Source organism: Acetobacter sp. DmW_125128 (genome assembly GCF_008704325.1).
Taxonomy (GTDB): Bacteria; Pseudomonadota; Alphaproteobacteria; order Acetobacterales; family Acetobacteraceae; genus Acetobacter; species Acetobacter oryzifermentans.
Genome location: NZ_VHOP01000001.1, coordinates 69,647 through 85,746, shown reverse-complemented (window position 1 = coordinate 85,746; position 16,100 = coordinate 69,647). Strand labels below are relative to the sequence as shown.

The window sequence follows — 16,100 nt, the reverse complement described above, 5'->3', positions numbered from 1 at the left end:
TGTGACCCCGTACCCAACGGGGCGCAACCCTGCTAATATGACGAAGGCCGCTGGTTCGGGGGAACCGGGCGGCCTTCTGACCAATTCTTGAAGGAAGCTCAAGACATGGCTGAAAGTTTCTGTACCATGCAAGAGCCGTTGACGCCAGAAGATTGCGATTTGAGAGGGTATGATTTCATGCCTCTTTATGGAAATCGTTACTTCAAGTCCTCTAGCTATATGCATGCAGCTTCTGAAAACCCCCGTGCCGGGATGGCCGCAATGAAGTTGTGGTGGGAGGCTTGGTATCAAGTTCCATGCGGAAGCTTACCCGATGATGATATTGAACTAGCAATGCTAGCAGATTTCGGGACAGACAAGCGTGGCTGGGCCAAAGCAAAAGAAATTGCCTTGCGTGGGTTTGTGAAATGCTCTGATGGCAGGCTTTATCATAAAGAGCTTTGCAAGATCGCGCTGGATAAATTTGACCTGCGCTTAAAGTCAGATGAAAAGCGTGAAGCTGATCGCGAACGCCTGAAAGCATGGCGTGCGAAACAGAAAGAGCGCGGTAATCAGCCAAATATCGAAACGCAGAATGAAACGCGGTCAGAAACTGTTTCTGAAACACATGATGAAACAACTAATGAAACGCACGGTGAAACAAATGACGAAACGCATTTCGTCGCAGGTAAGAGAGTAGAGAGTAGAGATATATCCTCACTACGTTCGGATACCCCCTGTAGTCCCCCTTCGGCGTCGAAACCTGATAGCCGTGGCTCTCGGATTGCTGATGGCTGGAAACCAACCGATGCCATGCGGGCCTTTGCACTCGGTCTGCACCTGAACCCAACGGACGTTGGCGAGCAGTTTCGGGATTATTGGATTTCCGTGCCGGGTGCTAAGGGCCGAAAGTCCGATTGGGAGGCGACTTGGCGGAACTGGTGTCGGAAAGAGGCTGAGCGCGCACCGAGGAAAATGATCGTCCATTCTCAGCAACCGTCACGCCAAGAGCGTGTTCGAGAGGCGTTTTCTGGGGCTCCGCGCTTGGAGGATTTGGGACTATGAGCGCCATAATCACAAAACCACTCGCTCCCGTTGAACCGTCCAGGGATTTCGTTGCGCTGGGTGAAGCGGTTATGCGTGGCGTTCCGATGTTGCGCCGAGACCTGACCCCTGAGCGTGTTGCCGAAGCCCATCGCATAGCCACGCAAGCCCTTGAGCCTGCTGGCCCTGTTTTGGTCACGGCATGGCTGAACAGCCTCTCTGAGGTGGTTGTGAATGCGCCAGACGTTGCTGGAATGGCTGGTGAAAAATGCAAGATCATTTGCGAAATATGCAGCGATTTACCCGCCGGTGTCTGGACGCGAGAGACGATGATGGCATGGGCCCGTTCTGGTGATCGCGGCAAGTTCTGGCCCGCACCGGCTGAGCTTTACGCCCACCTGCTGCCGTTCGCTGAGAAAATCCGTTGGCAGGTTCACGCAGCCCGCAAGGTGGTGAAGATGGCCGAGGCCGCCAAGGAAGCGCCACAGCGCCGCACGCCAGAGGAACGCGCCGCCGTTGAGCGTGCCGTCAACGCTTGGAAGGGTCGCCAGCCGGTGCAGCCCAAAGACGCCGTGCGGCGGATGCAGCCAGATCAGCCGAGCCTACGCCAACGCATCGCTGAGTGTCGCCGCCAGCTCGAAACGGCGGATGAGACGGCCCGTGCTTGGTTGGAGCCGTTCATCGCAAACCTAGAGGCACAGCATGCAGCGATATGCAGGAAAGAGCCACGAGGCTTCGCGCACAGCACGGTTTCATCTTAATTACGATAAATGACCGCATTGAATGTTTGAACACGCTCTGCGGGCAATGTGGGGGATTTTAGGGGTATGTCAAAAGTTAAGGATTTTCCGATGATAACCGTCAGGGTGCAGCCAAATAGAGGCCGATCTCACGTGTTGTGGACGGTTGAAACGATGGATGGAACGCGTGCAAATGGAGTTGCGTACAGCCCTGTTGACGCCATGAAAGACGCGACAGCATTTGTTGAGGCTATGTCTATGCCTCGGCTGGGTGGCCATTTCCGCAAGCGTGAATTGCGCGTTGTGGATGGTGGGAAGTGAAGTGCCAACTGGGTGCAGCAAAAATTCTGCTGGTAGGCGGCCCGCTGGACGGGGAATATCGGAGCCTGCCGTACGCATCAACCATATACGTTGTCAGGGTTAATCCTGCGATAGGGCCGCGCAAGAGGGGCATTTATGAGCTGGAGGTTGAGACGCTGGACGGCGGTGAGTTTTATTTTCAGGGGTGGGAGGATCTGAATGATAGGGATTGCAGGCGATAACCTAATCGGCTGGGACGAATGGTCGACAAACCGGCGTGCAGCCACACAGGAAACGCGCAACGATCTGCCGCCCATTCATGAGCCAGAGCCGGGGTTACTGGATGAAGAAATCCTGCCCCTGCGGGATGATTGGATGAGGGGGCCGAAAGGGTAAGTTTTCACTGTACTTTTTGAGCGGTTTGTGATTCTGTTGAGGCATGAAATGGCATGAAAACCTCCCAGATTTTCTCAAGCCCGGTAACGTAGAGATTTACACTCCGCCAATTAATTGGGACGTGGCTTGCGCGTTGCAGAATGTGCGGGCTGGCGTGCCGTTGACTGAGGCGCAACAGGAGTTGGTCAGAAATGCGAACAACTGACCGCACGCCACCTCGTATCGTGATAGGCCTGTGGCTGGCGCTGGCTGTTTTTGAAATTGTTGCAGGAATTGGTGGATAAAATGCAGACGGCAAAACCGCACTATATTATCCCGCGTGCACAGGATAACGGGCCCACGCCTGAGCGTGCAGCTAAATCCGTTTTCACACGTGGAAATCCACCGCGCGTGCTGACAACAGTGCAATCATTGCTCAATGCCGGGGATATCAGTCAGGACGACGCAAACGCAGGTGAGCGCTGGTATCGGGATTATATTTTTGCGTATGAAGGCATCATTGAGTTTCCGGAAAATCACGTGTCCGATACTACCGTAAAGCACGATGCAGTTTCGTGGCATGTTACACGGGCTGTAGCGCTAGATCGGATTTTAGACGTGCGTGATGCCCTCGGTGAGCGCGCTAACCAGATTCTGCGGATGATGCTCGTGGATGAGTTAAGTTTTCGGCAGATAGGAGAGACGTTTTTCCCGCGCCTGAACGCCACCGTGGCTCGCGGGAAAATGTCCGCACAATGCAGCATGCTGCTCCAGCAGCTTTCAGGATTTTATCAGATGCAAAAGCGGCGCAAAGAAAAGACTTGTACCCCGCATGCGGTTTATGTATAAACCTAATCACGATGCAATAATTGTATTAACAGCCGCCACAGTGCGGCTTTTTCTTTGCCCGGACAAATGCAGATACTCCAGCGTGGCGACATCGTGCGTTTCAAGCGCCGTGATGCTCTATGTGTGGGTATCGTGTCTGGGCTGTCGCTGATTTGCGACATCATGCCCGCAACAGAAAATATATGGCACCGCGCAGACTTGCCGCTGTCGATGCTGGAATGCGCAAACGCCGGGCTCCGTCCTGATGTGCGTATCAGGTGTTGGCCACGGTTTGGGTTGATGCGTGGGAATGTGTCTGGGCGGGCTTCCAATGCGCTGTTGATTGCAGTCGATGGACGGGTTCAGCGCGAGGCAATGTTGCAGCAGTTCGAAAACAGTTTCGGGGGCGGATATCCGGTAAAAACTGCATGGCGAACCTTACGCCAAAACAGCGGCGGTTCGTAGAAGAATACCTGTCGAACGGAGAAAATGCGACGGCAGCCTACCGTGCTGCATACAAGCCAAAGGGGTCTGCCAGCACTGTAGAGCGGAATGCTTATGCCGTTCTAAAAAACACCAAGGTTACACCAGTAATTCGAGAGGCACGCGCACGGGCTCAAGCGCGCATTGACAGGATTATGGAACGCTACGCAATCACGAAAGAAAATGTACTGCGTGAGTTTGCACGTATTGGTTTTTCAGACGTCACTGACATTGTTTCGGTGCAAGGTGGCCGGGTGCACGTAAAGAATACAGACGCTGTTCCTGAGGACGCGCGCCGCGCAATTTCTGAAATTAGCGAGTCCATCAATGAAAGCGGCGACCGCACCATCAAGGTAAAATCTCACAGTAAAATTGCGGCCCTTACTGCGCTGGCGAAACATCTAGGGTTAGATAAACCTGATCCACAGGATGATGATGCGATTGATGATATGGCGAATGATCAAGATCCAGAGCGAATAGACCGTGGTGAAAAAACTCCGGAAGGGTGAGCGCGCAAAACTTACAAACCCACAGTGGAATATTTATAAGCACGGCTGGCATCCTGATTGTCGTTTTCGGACAGCCGTTTGTGGCCGCCGGTTTGGTAAAACGTTTCTAGCTCAAGAAGAAATCCGGCGTGCTGTTCGGATGGCTGTCCAGAATGATGTGCATCCAGAAAATGAAATCTGGTTCGGTAGTCCGACGTTTAAGCAGGCAAAAAAAAATTTCTGGAACCGTCTGAAGCGGGCTATCCCTGAGAAGTGGTTACTCAAGCGCCCGAATGAAACCGAATGCAGTATGACCCTGAAATCGGGCCATATTATTCGCATTGTGGGTCTAGATAATTATGATGCGCTGCGCGGGTCTGGCCTGTATTTCTTTGTGGGCGATGAATGGGCTGACGTAAAGCTGGAAGCGTGGACAGAGACAATTCGGCCAATGCTTTCAACGGCTGGTGGCCACGCGTTATTCATTGGCACCCCCAAAGGATTTAATCATTTCCGTGATGAGTATTTGCGAGGCCAGCCGGGGCCACAGCACGAAAACGGTTGGTGGTCTTGTCTTTATACATCTCTTGCTGGGGGCAATATTCCGTCCGATGAAGTTCAAGCTGCTATGCGGGATATGGATATTCGGCAGTTCCGACAGGAATATGAGGCATCGTTTGAGACATATGCGGGGCGCGTACTATATGCCTTTAGCCGCGCTGGGAATGTAAGGTCATGCCCGCTTATTCTAGGCCAACCACTTTTGATAGGCATGGATTTTAATATCAATCCAATGTCGGCCACGGTCTGGCAAAAGTCAGGTGATGGCTGTTTGATGCAGGTAGACGAAATCGTGATGCCAACGTCAAATACAGATGAAATGGCGGATGAAATTATCCGGCGCTATAGACGTGATGGGCAGGTGTCACATATCACGATTTATCCTGACCCTGCGGGCGCTCAGCGGAAAACATCGGCGCAAGGGCGAACGGATATCAGCATCCTGCAAGCCAAGGGCTTTAATGTTTTGGCGTCTCCCTCTCATCCATTGGTGCGCGACCGGATTAACGTAACGAATGCGCTGTTCTGCACGGCAGATGATACCAAACGGGCGTTTGTAGATCCTAAATGCGTGAAATCGATTGAGGCGTATGAGCGCCAGACGTACCGCGATGGCACAAACGAACCAGATAAACGCAGTGGATATGACCACATTGTCGATGCCACGGGGTACCTTATGTGGGGTATTGAAAATCCACCTTCACCGGCTCGCTTCGTAACAAATAAACGGTTCTCACTGAGTAGATAATGGACTGGCAGGAACTACAGAAAACAATTCTGGTGCCGCAGCAGGTATCTGCGCGGGCTAAGAGGTTGCTGCGTCTGTCTGCTGTGCGTGATGGCACGATGTATGACGCGCTGCCATATCCATTTTCGGAAGAGTGGAATAACAATGAGTATATTCCACTCTCTCAGCGTAGGCCGTCTGTGCGTTCGCATCTGTGTGCGGTTGTAGTTGAGGATGCGGCCAGCCTGACATTTGGGGAAACACATTGGCCTACGCTGAAATGTGAGAATTCAGACACTGCCGATGCGCTCTCTAGAATTACGAGAGAATGTCAATTACCTGCGGTTCTGATGGAAGCTGTTCTTAAGGGATCGATTGGTTCAGTTGCGGTGCTAGTTGAGGCTGTTGGAGGCGCTTTATCGGTCTCTGTGCTGGATACGCCATATCTGGAACCTGAATGGGACGCTAAAGGCGATTTAGCGCGGGTTGTCAGCCAGTATCTCATTAAGGGGCATCAGGTGCGCGCTCTGGGGTATGACGTTCCAGACGGTAGTGATGGGATTGATTACTGGTATCGGCGGGAATGGACGCGAACCGCAAGCAGCGTTTATAAGCCGTGGCCTGCTTCTAGCGATGCCGATCCGGAAATAGATGCAGAGCGTAGCGGGCCGCCGCATGGTTTGGGTTTCGTGCCGATTGTGTGGGTGCGCAATCTAGCCCCCCCGAGTAATGATCCTGATGGGGTGTGCACTTTTGAGCGCGCGATTGATACGGTTATTGAGGGTGATTACCAGCTTTCACAAGTTGGGCGTGGCCTGAAATATTGCTCTGACCCTAAGCTGGTGATTACTGGTGTGGGAGGCGATACATCTGGGAATGATGGCGCTCCAGCTAGCGAAGGTGGCTCTGCGACGGCAATTGTTCTCCCGGAGAAAGCCAGCGCGAAAATGCTGGAGATCAACGGCAGCTCTGCTGGCACTGTGATGGAATACTGGCGCGAATTGCGTGCGCTGGTTCTGGAAATCCTGCACGGTAACAGGGCGCATGCTGATAAGATCAGTGCTGCGCAATCTGGCCGGGCTATGGAGATGATGTGTCAGTCGCTTGTGTGGCTCGCGGATCGGATGCGTCTGTCCTACGGCGAAGGCGCGTTGCTTTCGTTGTATCGGATGATCTGCGATTTTTCTCTGGCTATTGAAGGCGGTATCCAGATTGATGGCGAGCGCATCACACTGGATGATGCAGGTTTGGCGCTGGAATGGCCTCCGTATTTTCCTGCTACAGATGGCGAAATTTTGCAGTTGTCGCAGGCTCTTGTGACAGCGGTAAAGGGCGGCATTCTCTCAAATGAGAGTGCATGTTCGATATTTGCTGCAAAGTCTGGCTGCGCAGACCCGGCTACGGAGTGGGGGCGGGTGCAGGCAGAACTGCAAGACCCAACAATACAGGCTGCTCGAAGCGCGGATGCGTCAGAGATTAAAGTTGTGCGCACGGCGGCAGGTGTTGGGAAAACAGAGACACGTCAGGTTACGGCCTGACGCTTCCGGCTGATGCCGGTTTTTTAATCAAAAAGTGAGGGACTGATGTCCGATAATGCAAACCCGGCTGATGCTGGGAACGGTGGTGCTGACCCTAATACGCCGCGTGAATTGGCGCGTGCGCGTGCTGACATTGTGACTTTGCGCAATGAACTTAAGGCTGCGCGGGAAGATGGGGATGCAGTGCGCGCTGAGCGTGATGCGGCCATTAAAGCCCGTGATGGTTTCAAAGGGCAGCTTGCGCAGCAGAAGTCCGACTTTGAAGGTAAGCTGGCTGAGGCGCAGCAGGCTGTTGAAGCCGCGAAGACTGAAGCACAAACGGCAGTCGCGCAGTCCAAGACACAGGCGGATCAGGCTGTCATTCGGGCAGAAGCCAAGGCGCTTGCAACCAAGCTGGGCGCTGTTTCTCCCGATGATGTGGTGCGGCTGATTGATCTTTCTGAGGTCAAGATGGGCGAAAATGGGCAGATCGCAGGACTGGATGCTGTGATGGACGCAGCGAAAGAGAGCCGTGGCTATCTGTTCACTCAACCCGTTGAGCCCGGTACCAAAACCGGCACCACCAAAACGGCGCCAGACCCTAAGCCGGGTAAGGCTGAACCGTTTGATGCGCGCAAAGCAACACCAGAAGAAGTGGCGGCCAACGCACTAGCGGCTGGGCTTAATCCCAAACTTTTCAAAACATCCTAACCGACTGCCGATGCAGTCTCGCCCAGCGGCTGATGCTGCGGGCGCTGTAGCAATTACTCTGCAAACAGTGAGATAACGAAATGGCAATCGCCGATTTCCCCGCAGTACTACAACCTATTATCCAGCAGGGCTTTCTGGCTCGTGCGTTTGAGGCAAGCCTTGAATCCAAACTCGGCTTCCGCTCCATTGCTGATCGCATGGATTTCCCTGCCCGTATCGGTCAAACGATTACGGACACGCGACGTGGTTTGCTGGCTCCGGTTGAAGCGCCGCTGAATCCCGCCTCCAACACCAATTTCGATAATGGTATGTCTCCCACCGAATGGTCTGTGGAGCAGTACACTCTGGAGATTGCGCAATTCGGCAACACGATGGATCTCAATCAGGTCACGGAAGGTGTCGGGATTGCGAACCAGTTTGTCCAAAATGCGCAGGTTTTAGGTATTAACGCCCGGCAGTCCCTTGATCGTCTTGCACGCAACTCCCTGTTCGGCGGAGCGATTGGCGGCGTTGGTGGTTATCTGGGTGGGAATACCCGCGTAACCACGGCGCTTGCGGCGGCGGGCACAACCATTCAGGTTGACGATATTCGTGGCTTCCAGCGCGTCATGAATGATATGGGGCAGGTTATTCCGGTTTCCGCAACCAGCGGTATGACCGTTACCATTGGCTCCGGTTCTTACACGCTAACTAATGTTGCGGCAGATGCAACAAACGTCAGCAAGGCACCAGGCGGAATTTCAGGCACACTGACGTTCTCTGGCAATGTTGCGACAACTGACGCGACAGAGAATGCCGCTGTGGTTGCGGCAACTGCGCCGCTTGTGCTTCGTCCGAATGGCCGCGCAACAACAGCAGCTCTGCTGGCATCTGGTTCTAAGGACGCCAACGGCAATGTGGCGACAGGTGATTACCTGACCATTGACACCATGTTGGGGGCAGTCGCTGCGTTGCGTAACAACAATGTCCCAACGATTGACGGCTGCTTCAACTGTTTCTTGGACAATTCCCAGCTTCTTGGTTTGTTCCGCGATCCCGACTTTAAGCTGTTGTATCGTGGTCAGTATGGATCTGATGAATATCGGACGGGTCAGGTGTTCGAACTATTGGGCATCCGGTTTATCCCGACCACTGAGGCCCCGCAGCAGGCATCTTTGGGGCAGGGGCAGATTCACCGCGCTATCATTTGCGGCGCTGGGGCGCTGATTGAGGGCGACTATGCCAACATGGCACAGGCTTATGCCAATCTTCCGGGTGAAGTGGAGCATATTGACGATGTGTTGATGGTTACCCGTCCGCCGTTGGATCGGTTGGGGCAGATCATTGCGCAGTCGTGGTCGTGGATTGGTGGGTTTGCTCTGCCAACCGACCTGACTGCCAATACGACGATCATTCCCACGGCGACCAACAGCTACCTGAAGCGTGGCGTGGTGATTGAAAGCCTTGGCGCAACATCTCTGGGCGCTACGGCCTGATGAGCCAAGCGCGGCGTGGGGCGGCTAAACCAGCCGTTCCTCCTGCGCAGGACGAGAAGAAACCCGCTCCTGTGCAGGCTGTGCGGCTTCTGCGGCCTTTTGGCTTCATTGAGGAAGAATTCAATCGTGGCCGGTTCGAATGGAGCGCAGGGGAGGTTGTGAGTAACCCTGCGGAAATAGAACTGCTGCGTTCTCGTGGAGCGCCGCTGGAGACAGCATAATGGCAGATGCAACCGACCCTTTGACGGATGATGAACTTGTAGCGGTACGCCGCTTCATGGGCTATCCCGCAATGGGCGGCATCAATAGCAGCCAGCAGTCTTGGCGCTTCTTTCGGGTATATGGCTTCAATGAATGGCGCCTGCGCAACCTCGCTGATGCCGAAGTCGCACAAGTGCGACAATATGTGAAAGACATTGCCAGTTTGGAAACGGCCATTCTGACCGCCAGTGACAATCTGGATACGGATCAGGCTGCTGTGTGGACGCACAACAAGAACGAAGTGCAGGACAGGATGGGCCTGTTTAATCGGTGGCGGCGGCAATTGTGCCAGTTTCTTGGTGTGCCGCCGGGCCCCGGACTGCGTTCTGCAAATCGCGTGGTGATCTGAGGGAATATGACAACCAACAAAGTTCCGCCCCAGAGATGGGCACGGGTAGAAAATGGCGTTGTGGTGGACATCCGTTCAATTGACGTAGGAGAGCCTGCGCCGTGGAGGGATGGGCGCGCTATTCGTGTGACTGGCGTCCCGTGTGAAATTGGATTTATCGTAGACCATCATGGGAATGTGGCTCCACGAAATGGGGGGCGTACTTTATCCGAAGGTGAGGCTGCATACAGCGCGCCACGTGGCATTCCTGCGCCTCCATCTGGCGCGGTGTCTGTAGCTCTAGCGGCTGCAAACGTTCATTTATCTGAAGATGAAGAACGGCAGGAAGCTGAGCACGCAAAGCAGGAGGCAGGTGATGGCCAAGCTGACAACAGCACGCCGCAACCGGCTGCCTAAAAGTGCATTCGCTTTGCCCGGTTCTCGGCGTTACCCGATTGATACGAAAGCGCGTGCGGCCAACGCCAAAGCAAGAGCTACGCAGGAAGTGAAAAAGGGCAACCTTTCACCCTCCACCGCAGCCAAGATCAAAGCCGCAGCCAATAAGGTTATTCGGAAGAAGTGATGGCAAAAGCTCCCAGTCGTCCGACAAGCATGAATGCGTATCTGCGTTCGATGCAGGACAAAAAAGAAGACCGGTTTATGTCCGATTTAACAGGCATGACGATGCGGGATTTCAAGAAAACACCGCAGGCCCGCTCTATTGATCGTGATGTTGTGGCCCTGAACCGGCAGCGGGCAAACCGTAAATAATGGATCAGGCACGCCTACAGGCCAAGGTCGCCAAGGGTTACGGTAAAGCAGCACAGCGTGTTGGCGCGTTAACCACGCAATATCGGCCCATAGACCTTATTGATCCCATGGGCGCAGCAGCGTATGCGGCACTGTTTGCCGACTTTGCCTCTGATGCAGTATTTTCGTTCAAGAGACCGCCGCTTTGGGATAAGCCTACGGCTTTCGGGTTGTTCGATACGACCGATGTGCGGGCGGGTGATATTCTTGTTGCGCCTATGGGAACGTATTTCGTGGCACGGTTTGAGCCGTTTCGTCCAGCCGTGTGTGTTCTGACAAACCGTACTGCCAGCTTTACAGCAACAGGCCAGAGTGGGTCTGGCGTGACTGATGGCAGCTCAGGCGATGTTTGCACGCTCGCTGGTTATCAGGATGGATATAACGGTCAATCCTCTGACGGCTCTGGCTTGGCTGAGGCGTCTGGGTGGCCAGTAAGCATTATCCTGAAAAACAAGGGCGAGCGTGTTTCCAGTGGATTGCCCGGTAATCTGCGTTCCGGTCAGTTTGAGATGCTTGCGCCTATTATTCCCGGCTTTACGCCACGGCCCTACATGACGGTTACAGATGATATGGGCACGGAATATACGGTTGATGCTGTGGAACTCTCGCAATATGGCAACCGGCTCATGATTTCGGTGAACCAGATTTAATGGCTGATGTTGGCACCATTTCTAAGGCTCTAGCCTACACCATAGCGCAGATATTGTATCCCAATGGTATTGGCACGGGTGTTTCGCCGTTAACTGGTAGGCGTACGATTGTGCGGCGTGGGTGGCTGAATAATGCTGATTACACTGGCGCGTGCAGTATCAAGAATGGCATCGATTATGTGGGGGTGACGGCTTATTCAACAGCTTATCGCCAGATTGCCGAGCCTCTTGGTTGGCCATGGCGCGAAGGTGCGGTTAGCCCCTGTACTGTCACACTTGCGGCATCTGGCAATCAGGCCACTGCCAGTATTGCAAGTGGGTCTACGCCCAGTGGCGTTGTAGGGCTGCGCGTCATTCCAGATCGAAGCGGCGTGATCCCTGACAAAACCAGCGTAGCCTATGCCGTACAATCTGATGATACGCCGGAGTTGATTGCCCAATCTTTGGCTGGATTGATTGATGGAGCTTACGCCAGTGGGGCCACTGTAATCGTGCCCAACGCAGCTCTGGTGGAAGTGGCCACAGCAGGATATGGTCAGATTACACGCGTAACGCGCAGGCAGGAGCAGCTTTTTACAGTCTCCATTTTTACGAATGGAGGTAATGCGCGTGACATCTTGGGAAGTGCGTTGGATGCGGCGCTTTCTGCGCAGTCTTGGTTGGCCACGTTGGATGGGCAAAACGCTCTGATGCAGTTTGCTGGGGCCAGCGATGCAGACGCGATGCAGACTAGCAGCATTTTCCGGCGTGATTTCCGTTTCAAGATCACGTTCGACACCCTCAATATGCAGACAGCCGCGCAGATGATGTTTGGTGTGGGTTTGGCTCATACGGCAACGGATGTTGGCGTGGTGTTGCATACGTTTGGTGATGTGCCGGGCAGTGTTGGGGCTATTAGCACTGACGATATGGGCACATTTTACAAAGATGCAGCCGGGAACATTATATTCGCGGTTGAGCAGCCCTATGCGGGGTTAATGCTTAATCAGGCTGGCGATGTTGTCCTGCAGGACGCGGCCACCAATCTTGCCGGGCAACCGGCTTAAATCAGCGAGACAATATGACGGATACACAGGGAAGCGCGCCCGCTCAGCCGAGCGCGAAAACTGCTGTCGTGCCTGCTACACCCAAGCAGGGGGGCACGCTCTATCGCGTAACGCAACCCGGATATGGGTATGCGGTAGGCGCGACCATTTCAGATCCCAATGAAATCAAAAAGCATGGCGTAGATATCCGGCGCTTTGCTGTGCCCGTTGGAGGCGTGTGATGGCAAAAATTTACCAGCAAGGCGCGTTGAATACGACTTCTTTGAGCGTGCCTAATGTGTATGTTCAGATACAAGCGCCTGTAACGTTGCTGAATGGCGTTTCATCCAGTCGTATTGGCGTTGTTGGCACGGCCTCGTGGGGGCCGGTTAATACGCCTGTCGTGGTTGGTGGGATGCCAGATTATTTGCTCGTATTTGGAGCCAAGCAGGCGCTGGCCACAGATATGGGCGTGAACGTCAATATCTGCGTGTATCAGGGTGCTTCTGATTTCAGATGTGTGCGTGTGACCGATGGCACGGATAAAGCTGCCACGGGCACGATTTCAGGCGCTACGATTACGGCAGTCTACACCGGCACAGCAGGGAACGCGATTACTGCCACGCTGTCTCAGGGCACACTTAACGCGGCTATGTGGACATTGACTGTGACGCATAGCGTGTTGGGAACGGGCACGTATCAGGGCACGACGTGGGCCGATATTGTTGCGGCAGTCAATGCCGATGCATCGTCTCTGGTTGTCGTTACAGGCGGCACGACCCTTGCTGCTGGCAATGTCACGCTGGCGGGCGGTGCAGACGGCAGCACTCCTTCAGCAACAGCCTTCATCGGCACAGACGGCACATCTCGCACGGGTATGTATGCGCTGCGCAATCAGGGGTGCGCTATCGGCCTTCTGTGTGGATTGTCTGATACGTCTTCATTCTCTGCGCAGATTGATTTCGGGCTAGGTGAGGGGCTGTATATGATTGCGGCCCTACCATCTGGGACGAGTGTTTCTGCCGCCACTTCTGCGCTTTCCGGAGCGGGCGCCGACAGCTACGCCATGAAGGTGATGCACGGTGACTGGATCTGGTGGGATGATGACACTAACGGCAATATGCTGGTGTCTCCCGCCGCATTTGCAGCAGGTTTACTGGCAGCCCTTTCTCCCGAACAGTCAACGCTGAATAAGCAGCTTTACGGGGTCATTGGCAGCCAGAAGGCGGGTTTAACCAGTTCTGGAACGCTGCTTTCGTATTCTGATGCTGAGTTGTCGGCTCTGTTTGGGGCTGGGATTGATGTGATTTGTTACCCAGCACCGGGCGGGAACTATTGGGCTGTGCGCGGCGGCATTAACTGCTCCACATCTGCGGCGGTGAATGGCGACAATTACACGCGCCTGACCAACTATCTGGCGGAGACGTTCGCCACAGGTATGGGGACATATATCGGGCAGACGATTAACTCTGATTTATTCATCAGCATTGAAGCAACGCTTCTTGGTTTTCTGTCCAATATGCTGACGGAAGGTGTTCTTGGTAGCACTGATGGTAGCACTCCGTATTCGGTCGTGTGCGACACCAGTAATAATCCGGATAGTCGTATAGCCCTTGGTTATGTGCAGGCCGATGTGAAGGTTAAATACATGGGCATCCTGCGTTACTTCATCGTTAATTTGCAGGGCGGTCAGGGTGTGACTGTCACTGTCGCTTCTGGGGGCTAAGAAATGGCTACCAACCCATACAGTATTGGCCGGAATTGTCGGCTGACCCTTCTTTGGGCAGGCACCCGTATTGATCTGCGCGATGTGACCGGATTTACAGCCAATCAGGAAACCACAACCCAGCGCGCCGATCCGCTGAACAGCACGCCTGTTGAATTTGCAACGCCTAACGGCTGGCGGGGTAGCTTTACGATTGCCCGCGCCAACCGTGCCGTTGATGATTTGATTGCTGGGATTGAAGAAGGGTTTTGGTCGGCTGGCACGATCAATTCCGGCACTATTTACCAGTATATCAGCGAACCAGACGGCAGCACTTCCAAGTGGCAGTTTAGCCAAGTAGGGCTTTCACTTTCCGCTGGCGGCACATGGCAGAAAGAGGGGATTGTTTATCAGACCCTCAGCTTCTTTTCTCCAATCAGGACTAAAATTTCATGAGCATTCCAGCAGAAGTTAAAACAGCAGCAGGCAAAACTCTTTCCCTGAAAGAAATTGATCCGGGTAACATGCTGGATCTTATTGAAGCCGCAGGCTCTGCCGTGAGTTCTCAGTCCGCTGGTGCATGGCTGGGGTATGCGCAGATGATTTGTTCTGTCACCGCCATTGATGGCGTGCCTGTGCAGATGCCAATCACGAAAGACGAAGTGAAAGAACTTGCCAATGATATCGGCAATGATGGCGTAACTGCGCTGATGCCGATTTTTTACGGCAAGAAAAATGCCAGCACCGCTGAGGAAAAGGCCGCAGCAAAAAACTGAGTGAGCACCCCATTTTTAGGGAAATGCTTTTTCTCGTTCAAAATGGGGTGCCGTGGGATGTTTGCGGAACATGGAGCGATAAACGCAGGTTGGCCGCCTGCGTTGCTCTGCGCGAAATGCGTGGAGAAACGTTTGATTGGGAAGCGATGATGTTTATTGAGGTGCCAGATGGTGCGGCAGTTTAAGACCATTGAAGGCTTTATCGGCCATATGGCCACCAGAGCCGCGGCGGTGGATGTGGCCGTTCATCGTGGGGTGGAGGAGGGTGCGGCCCTTATACAGCGTGATACGAAAGAACAGATAGGCCATTACCTGGACGGCCCTGAGCCCGGTTTGCCGACTGCCCCACTAGCGGATAGTACCGTGGATGAGCGTATCAGGTTAGGCTTTACACCTGATGATCCGGGGTTACGAACAGGCGATATGCGTGAGAGCTACGGCATACGCATATCTGAGTCTGGGCCAGTGGTGCATGCCTCTGTTGGTTCTGACGACATTAAGGCGGTGGTGTTTGAGTTGGGGCGCATGGAGCAGAAAAATTACCAGCCGCCCCGCCCGGAACTTTCCGTGGCGGCTTTTCGGAATGAACACAAAATCGTACGGCGCATTGGGGCGCTGGCTGCTAGGGCAATGACCGGGTTGCCTTTGCCAAACCGCCGAGAAGGGGATGAGTGAGCCGGTTTAACGCGTAAGAACTGGCTTGGCGGCTTCATTGAGGGCTGCCTCAGCCCATTGGTTCATGCTCATACCTTGCAGCTCTGCTGCAATGGCAGCGCGGGCGTGAACCTCTGGAGAAAGGCGAAGCATGACTTTGCCACTATAAGGTTTTTGCGGGTCTTTACCGATTTCTGAGCAAGTGCTGATATAATCATCAACAGCTTCCTCAAACGCGGCCCGCAGTTTTTGAACGCTTTCACCTTCGAAAGTGATGACATCCTGAATGCCCGCAATGCGACCGGCAAAGACGCCATCTTCCGCAGAAAACTCAACGCGGGCATGGTAGCCTCTATAAGCCATTCCGCTCATGGTGTTACTCCTAAGTTGGTCAAAAAGTCCCGCACGGCACGGACTTGGTATGCCTTTGCTTCCTTGTGCGGGTGGGGGCGATGAACTGCCAGAACCTGCTTGCGGCAGACGAACTTCACGCGAGAACCATTACCTTCCATCACTGTGCAGCCAACGGCCACCAGAAGGGCTTCAATATCCATCCAGTTTAGGCTTGTGCTCACCGGGTTGGTGAAGATGGCTTTCAGGAGGCGTTCTTGCTTGCGGTTCATGATATTATAATGCGCTATCATCAAAAGAAATGCAAGCAAA

26 protein-coding genes are annotated in these 16,100 nt (G+C 53.9%); 24 read left to right on the top strand and 2 right to left on the bottom strand.

Annotation, left to right across the window (positions count from 1 at the left end; translation table 11 throughout):
- The first annotated feature begins 105 nt into the window (after positions 1-105).
- From FKW19_RS00475 to FKW19_RS00370, 24 genes are all read left to right on the top strand, one after another.
- Entirely contained in the window at positions 106-1,044 is a 939-nt protein-coding gene (locus tag FKW19_RS00475) for a DUF1376 domain-containing protein (RefSeq protein ID WP_089178503.1), read from the top strand.
- On the top strand, positions 1,041-1,784 hold the full coding sequence (locus FKW19_RS00470) for a hypothetical protein (RefSeq protein ID WP_089178504.1): 744 nt from the start codon (positions 1,041-1,043) through the stop codon (positions 1,782-1,784). The genes FKW19_RS00475 and FKW19_RS00470 overlap by 4 nt, the downstream gene beginning before the upstream one ends.
- Before the next feature lie 90 nt (positions 1,785-1,874).
- Positions 1,875-2,084 carry a hypothetical protein gene (locus FKW19_RS00465; protein ID WP_123809121.1) on the top strand — a complete coding sequence of 70 codons (210 nt, stop codon included), beginning with the start codon at positions 1,875-1,877 and terminating at the stop codon, positions 2,082-2,084.
- Positions 2,085-2,282: 198 nt separating this feature from the next.
- Entirely contained in the window at positions 2,283-2,459 is a 177-nt protein-coding gene (locus FKW19_RS15295; RefSeq protein WP_162870733.1) for a hypothetical protein, read from the top strand.
- Positions 2,460-2,744: 285 nt separating this feature from the next.
- Positions 2,745-3,287 (top strand): hypothetical protein, encoded by a 543-nt coding sequence (locus FKW19_RS00460; protein WP_089178506.1) that lies wholly within the window; start codon positions 2,745-2,747, stop codon positions 3,285-3,287.
- A 66-nt stretch (positions 3,288-3,353) separates the two neighbouring features.
- Positions 3,354-3,731: a hypothetical protein gene (locus FKW19_RS00455; RefSeq protein WP_089178507.1), complete on the top strand. Its 378-nt coding sequence runs from the start codon at positions 3,354-3,356 to the stop codon at positions 3,729-3,731.
- Positions 3,695-4,258 (top strand): terminase small subunit, encoded by a 564-nt coding sequence (locus tag FKW19_RS00450; RefSeq protein WP_089178508.1) that lies wholly within the window; start codon positions 3,695-3,697, stop codon positions 4,256-4,258. Before FKW19_RS00455 ends, FKW19_RS00450 begins: the two co-directional genes overlap by 37 nt.
- On the top strand, positions 4,233-5,546 hold the full coding sequence (locus tag FKW19_RS00445; protein WP_089178509.1) for a hypothetical protein: 1,314 nt from the start codon (positions 4,233-4,235) through the stop codon (positions 5,544-5,546). Before FKW19_RS00450 ends, FKW19_RS00445 begins: the two co-directional genes overlap by 26 nt.
- Positions 5,546-7,063 carry a phage portal protein gene (locus FKW19_RS00440; protein ID WP_089178510.1) on the top strand — a complete coding sequence of 506 codons (1,518 nt, stop codon included), beginning with the start codon at positions 5,546-5,548 and terminating at the stop codon, positions 7,061-7,063. The genes FKW19_RS00445 and FKW19_RS00440 overlap by 1 nt, the downstream gene beginning before the upstream one ends.
- A gap of 45 nt (positions 7,064-7,108) precedes the next feature.
- Positions 7,109-7,753, top strand: a complete 645-nt coding sequence (locus FKW19_RS00435; RefSeq protein WP_089178511.1) for a phage scaffolding protein — start codon at positions 7,109-7,111, stop codon at positions 7,751-7,753.
- An 80-nt stretch (positions 7,754-7,833) separates the two neighbouring features.
- Positions 7,834-9,228, top strand: coding sequence for a DUF4043 domain-containing protein (locus FKW19_RS00430; RefSeq protein ID WP_089178512.1), 1,395 nt, complete (start codon positions 7,834-7,836; stop codon positions 9,226-9,228).
- Positions 9,228-9,449, top strand: a complete 222-nt coding sequence (locus FKW19_RS00425; protein WP_019089336.1) for a hypothetical protein — start codon at positions 9,228-9,230, stop codon at positions 9,447-9,449. The genes FKW19_RS00430 and FKW19_RS00425 overlap by 1 nt, the downstream gene beginning before the upstream one ends.
- Positions 9,449-9,838 (top strand): hypothetical protein, encoded by a 390-nt coding sequence (locus tag FKW19_RS00420; protein WP_089178513.1) that lies wholly within the window; start codon positions 9,449-9,451, stop codon positions 9,836-9,838. The genes FKW19_RS00425 and FKW19_RS00420 overlap by 1 nt, the downstream gene beginning before the upstream one ends.
- Positions 9,839-9,844: 6 nt before the next feature.
- On the top strand, positions 9,845-10,234 hold the full coding sequence (locus FKW19_RS00415) for a hypothetical protein (RefSeq protein ID WP_089178514.1): 390 nt from the start codon (positions 9,845-9,847) through the stop codon (positions 10,232-10,234).
- Positions 10,194-10,400, top strand: coding sequence for a hypothetical protein (locus FKW19_RS00410; RefSeq protein ID WP_089178515.1), 207 nt, complete (start codon positions 10,194-10,196; stop codon positions 10,398-10,400). Before FKW19_RS00415 ends, FKW19_RS00410 begins: the two co-directional genes overlap by 41 nt.
- Positions 10,400-10,588 (top strand): hypothetical protein, encoded by a 189-nt coding sequence (locus FKW19_RS00405; protein ID WP_123809122.1) that lies wholly within the window; start codon positions 10,400-10,402, stop codon positions 10,586-10,588. Before FKW19_RS00410 ends, FKW19_RS00405 begins: the two co-directional genes overlap by 1 nt.
- Positions 10,588-11,277 (top strand): hypothetical protein, encoded by a 690-nt coding sequence (locus FKW19_RS00400; RefSeq protein WP_089178516.1) that lies wholly within the window; start codon positions 10,588-10,590, stop codon positions 11,275-11,277. The genes FKW19_RS00405 and FKW19_RS00400 overlap by 1 nt, the downstream gene beginning before the upstream one ends.
- Positions 11,277-12,323: a hypothetical protein gene (locus FKW19_RS00395; protein ID WP_089178517.1), complete on the top strand. Its 1,047-nt coding sequence runs from the start codon at positions 11,277-11,279 to the stop codon at positions 12,321-12,323. The genes FKW19_RS00400 and FKW19_RS00395 overlap by 1 nt, the downstream gene beginning before the upstream one ends.
- A 14-nt stretch (positions 12,324-12,337) precedes the next feature.
- Positions 12,338-12,544 carry a hypothetical protein gene (locus FKW19_RS00390; protein ID WP_089178518.1) on the top strand — a complete coding sequence of 69 codons (207 nt, stop codon included), beginning with the start codon at positions 12,338-12,340 and terminating at the stop codon, positions 12,542-12,544.
- Positions 12,544-14,028 carry a phage tail protein gene (locus tag FKW19_RS00385; protein WP_089178519.1) on the top strand — a complete coding sequence of 495 codons (1,485 nt, stop codon included), beginning with the start codon at positions 12,544-12,546 and terminating at the stop codon, positions 14,026-14,028. The genes FKW19_RS00390 and FKW19_RS00385 overlap by 1 nt, the downstream gene beginning before the upstream one ends.
- A gap of 3 nt (positions 14,029-14,031) precedes the next feature.
- On the top strand, positions 14,032-14,463 hold the full coding sequence (locus FKW19_RS00380) for a hypothetical protein (protein WP_089178520.1): 432 nt from the start codon (positions 14,032-14,034) through the stop codon (positions 14,461-14,463).
- On the top strand, positions 14,460-14,783 hold the full coding sequence (locus tag FKW19_RS00375) for a hypothetical protein (RefSeq protein WP_089178521.1): 324 nt from the start codon (positions 14,460-14,462) through the stop codon (positions 14,781-14,783). Before FKW19_RS00380 ends, FKW19_RS00375 begins: the two co-directional genes overlap by 4 nt.
- 23 nt (positions 14,784-14,806) lie before the next feature.
- Positions 14,807-14,968 (top strand): hypothetical protein, encoded by a 162-nt coding sequence (locus tag FKW19_RS15290; RefSeq protein WP_162870734.1) that lies wholly within the window; start codon positions 14,807-14,809, stop codon positions 14,966-14,968.
- Complete coding sequence (locus FKW19_RS00370; RefSeq protein WP_089178522.1) at positions 14,952-15,458, top strand: hypothetical protein; 507 nt, start codon at positions 14,952-14,954, stop codon at positions 15,456-15,458. The genes FKW19_RS15290 and FKW19_RS00370 overlap by 17 nt, the downstream gene beginning before the upstream one ends.
- A 6-nt stretch (positions 15,459-15,464) precedes the next feature.
- Here FKW19_RS00370 and FKW19_RS00365 read toward each other — a convergent pair whose 3' ends face one another.
- Together FKW19_RS00365 and FKW19_RS00360 are read right to left on the bottom strand one after the other, a co-directional pair.
- Positions 15,465-15,809 (bottom strand): type II toxin-antitoxin system HicB family antitoxin, encoded by a 345-nt coding sequence (locus FKW19_RS00365; protein WP_089178523.1) that lies wholly within the window; start codon positions 15,807-15,809, stop codon positions 15,465-15,467.
- Positions 15,806-16,060 carry a type II toxin-antitoxin system HicA family toxin gene (locus tag FKW19_RS00360; RefSeq protein ID WP_089179873.1) on the bottom strand — a complete coding sequence of 85 codons (255 nt, stop codon included), beginning with the start codon at positions 16,058-16,060 and terminating at the stop codon, positions 15,806-15,808. The genes FKW19_RS00365 and FKW19_RS00360 overlap by 4 nt, the downstream gene beginning before the upstream one ends.
- Between the last annotated feature and the right edge of the window lie 40 nt (positions 16,061-16,100).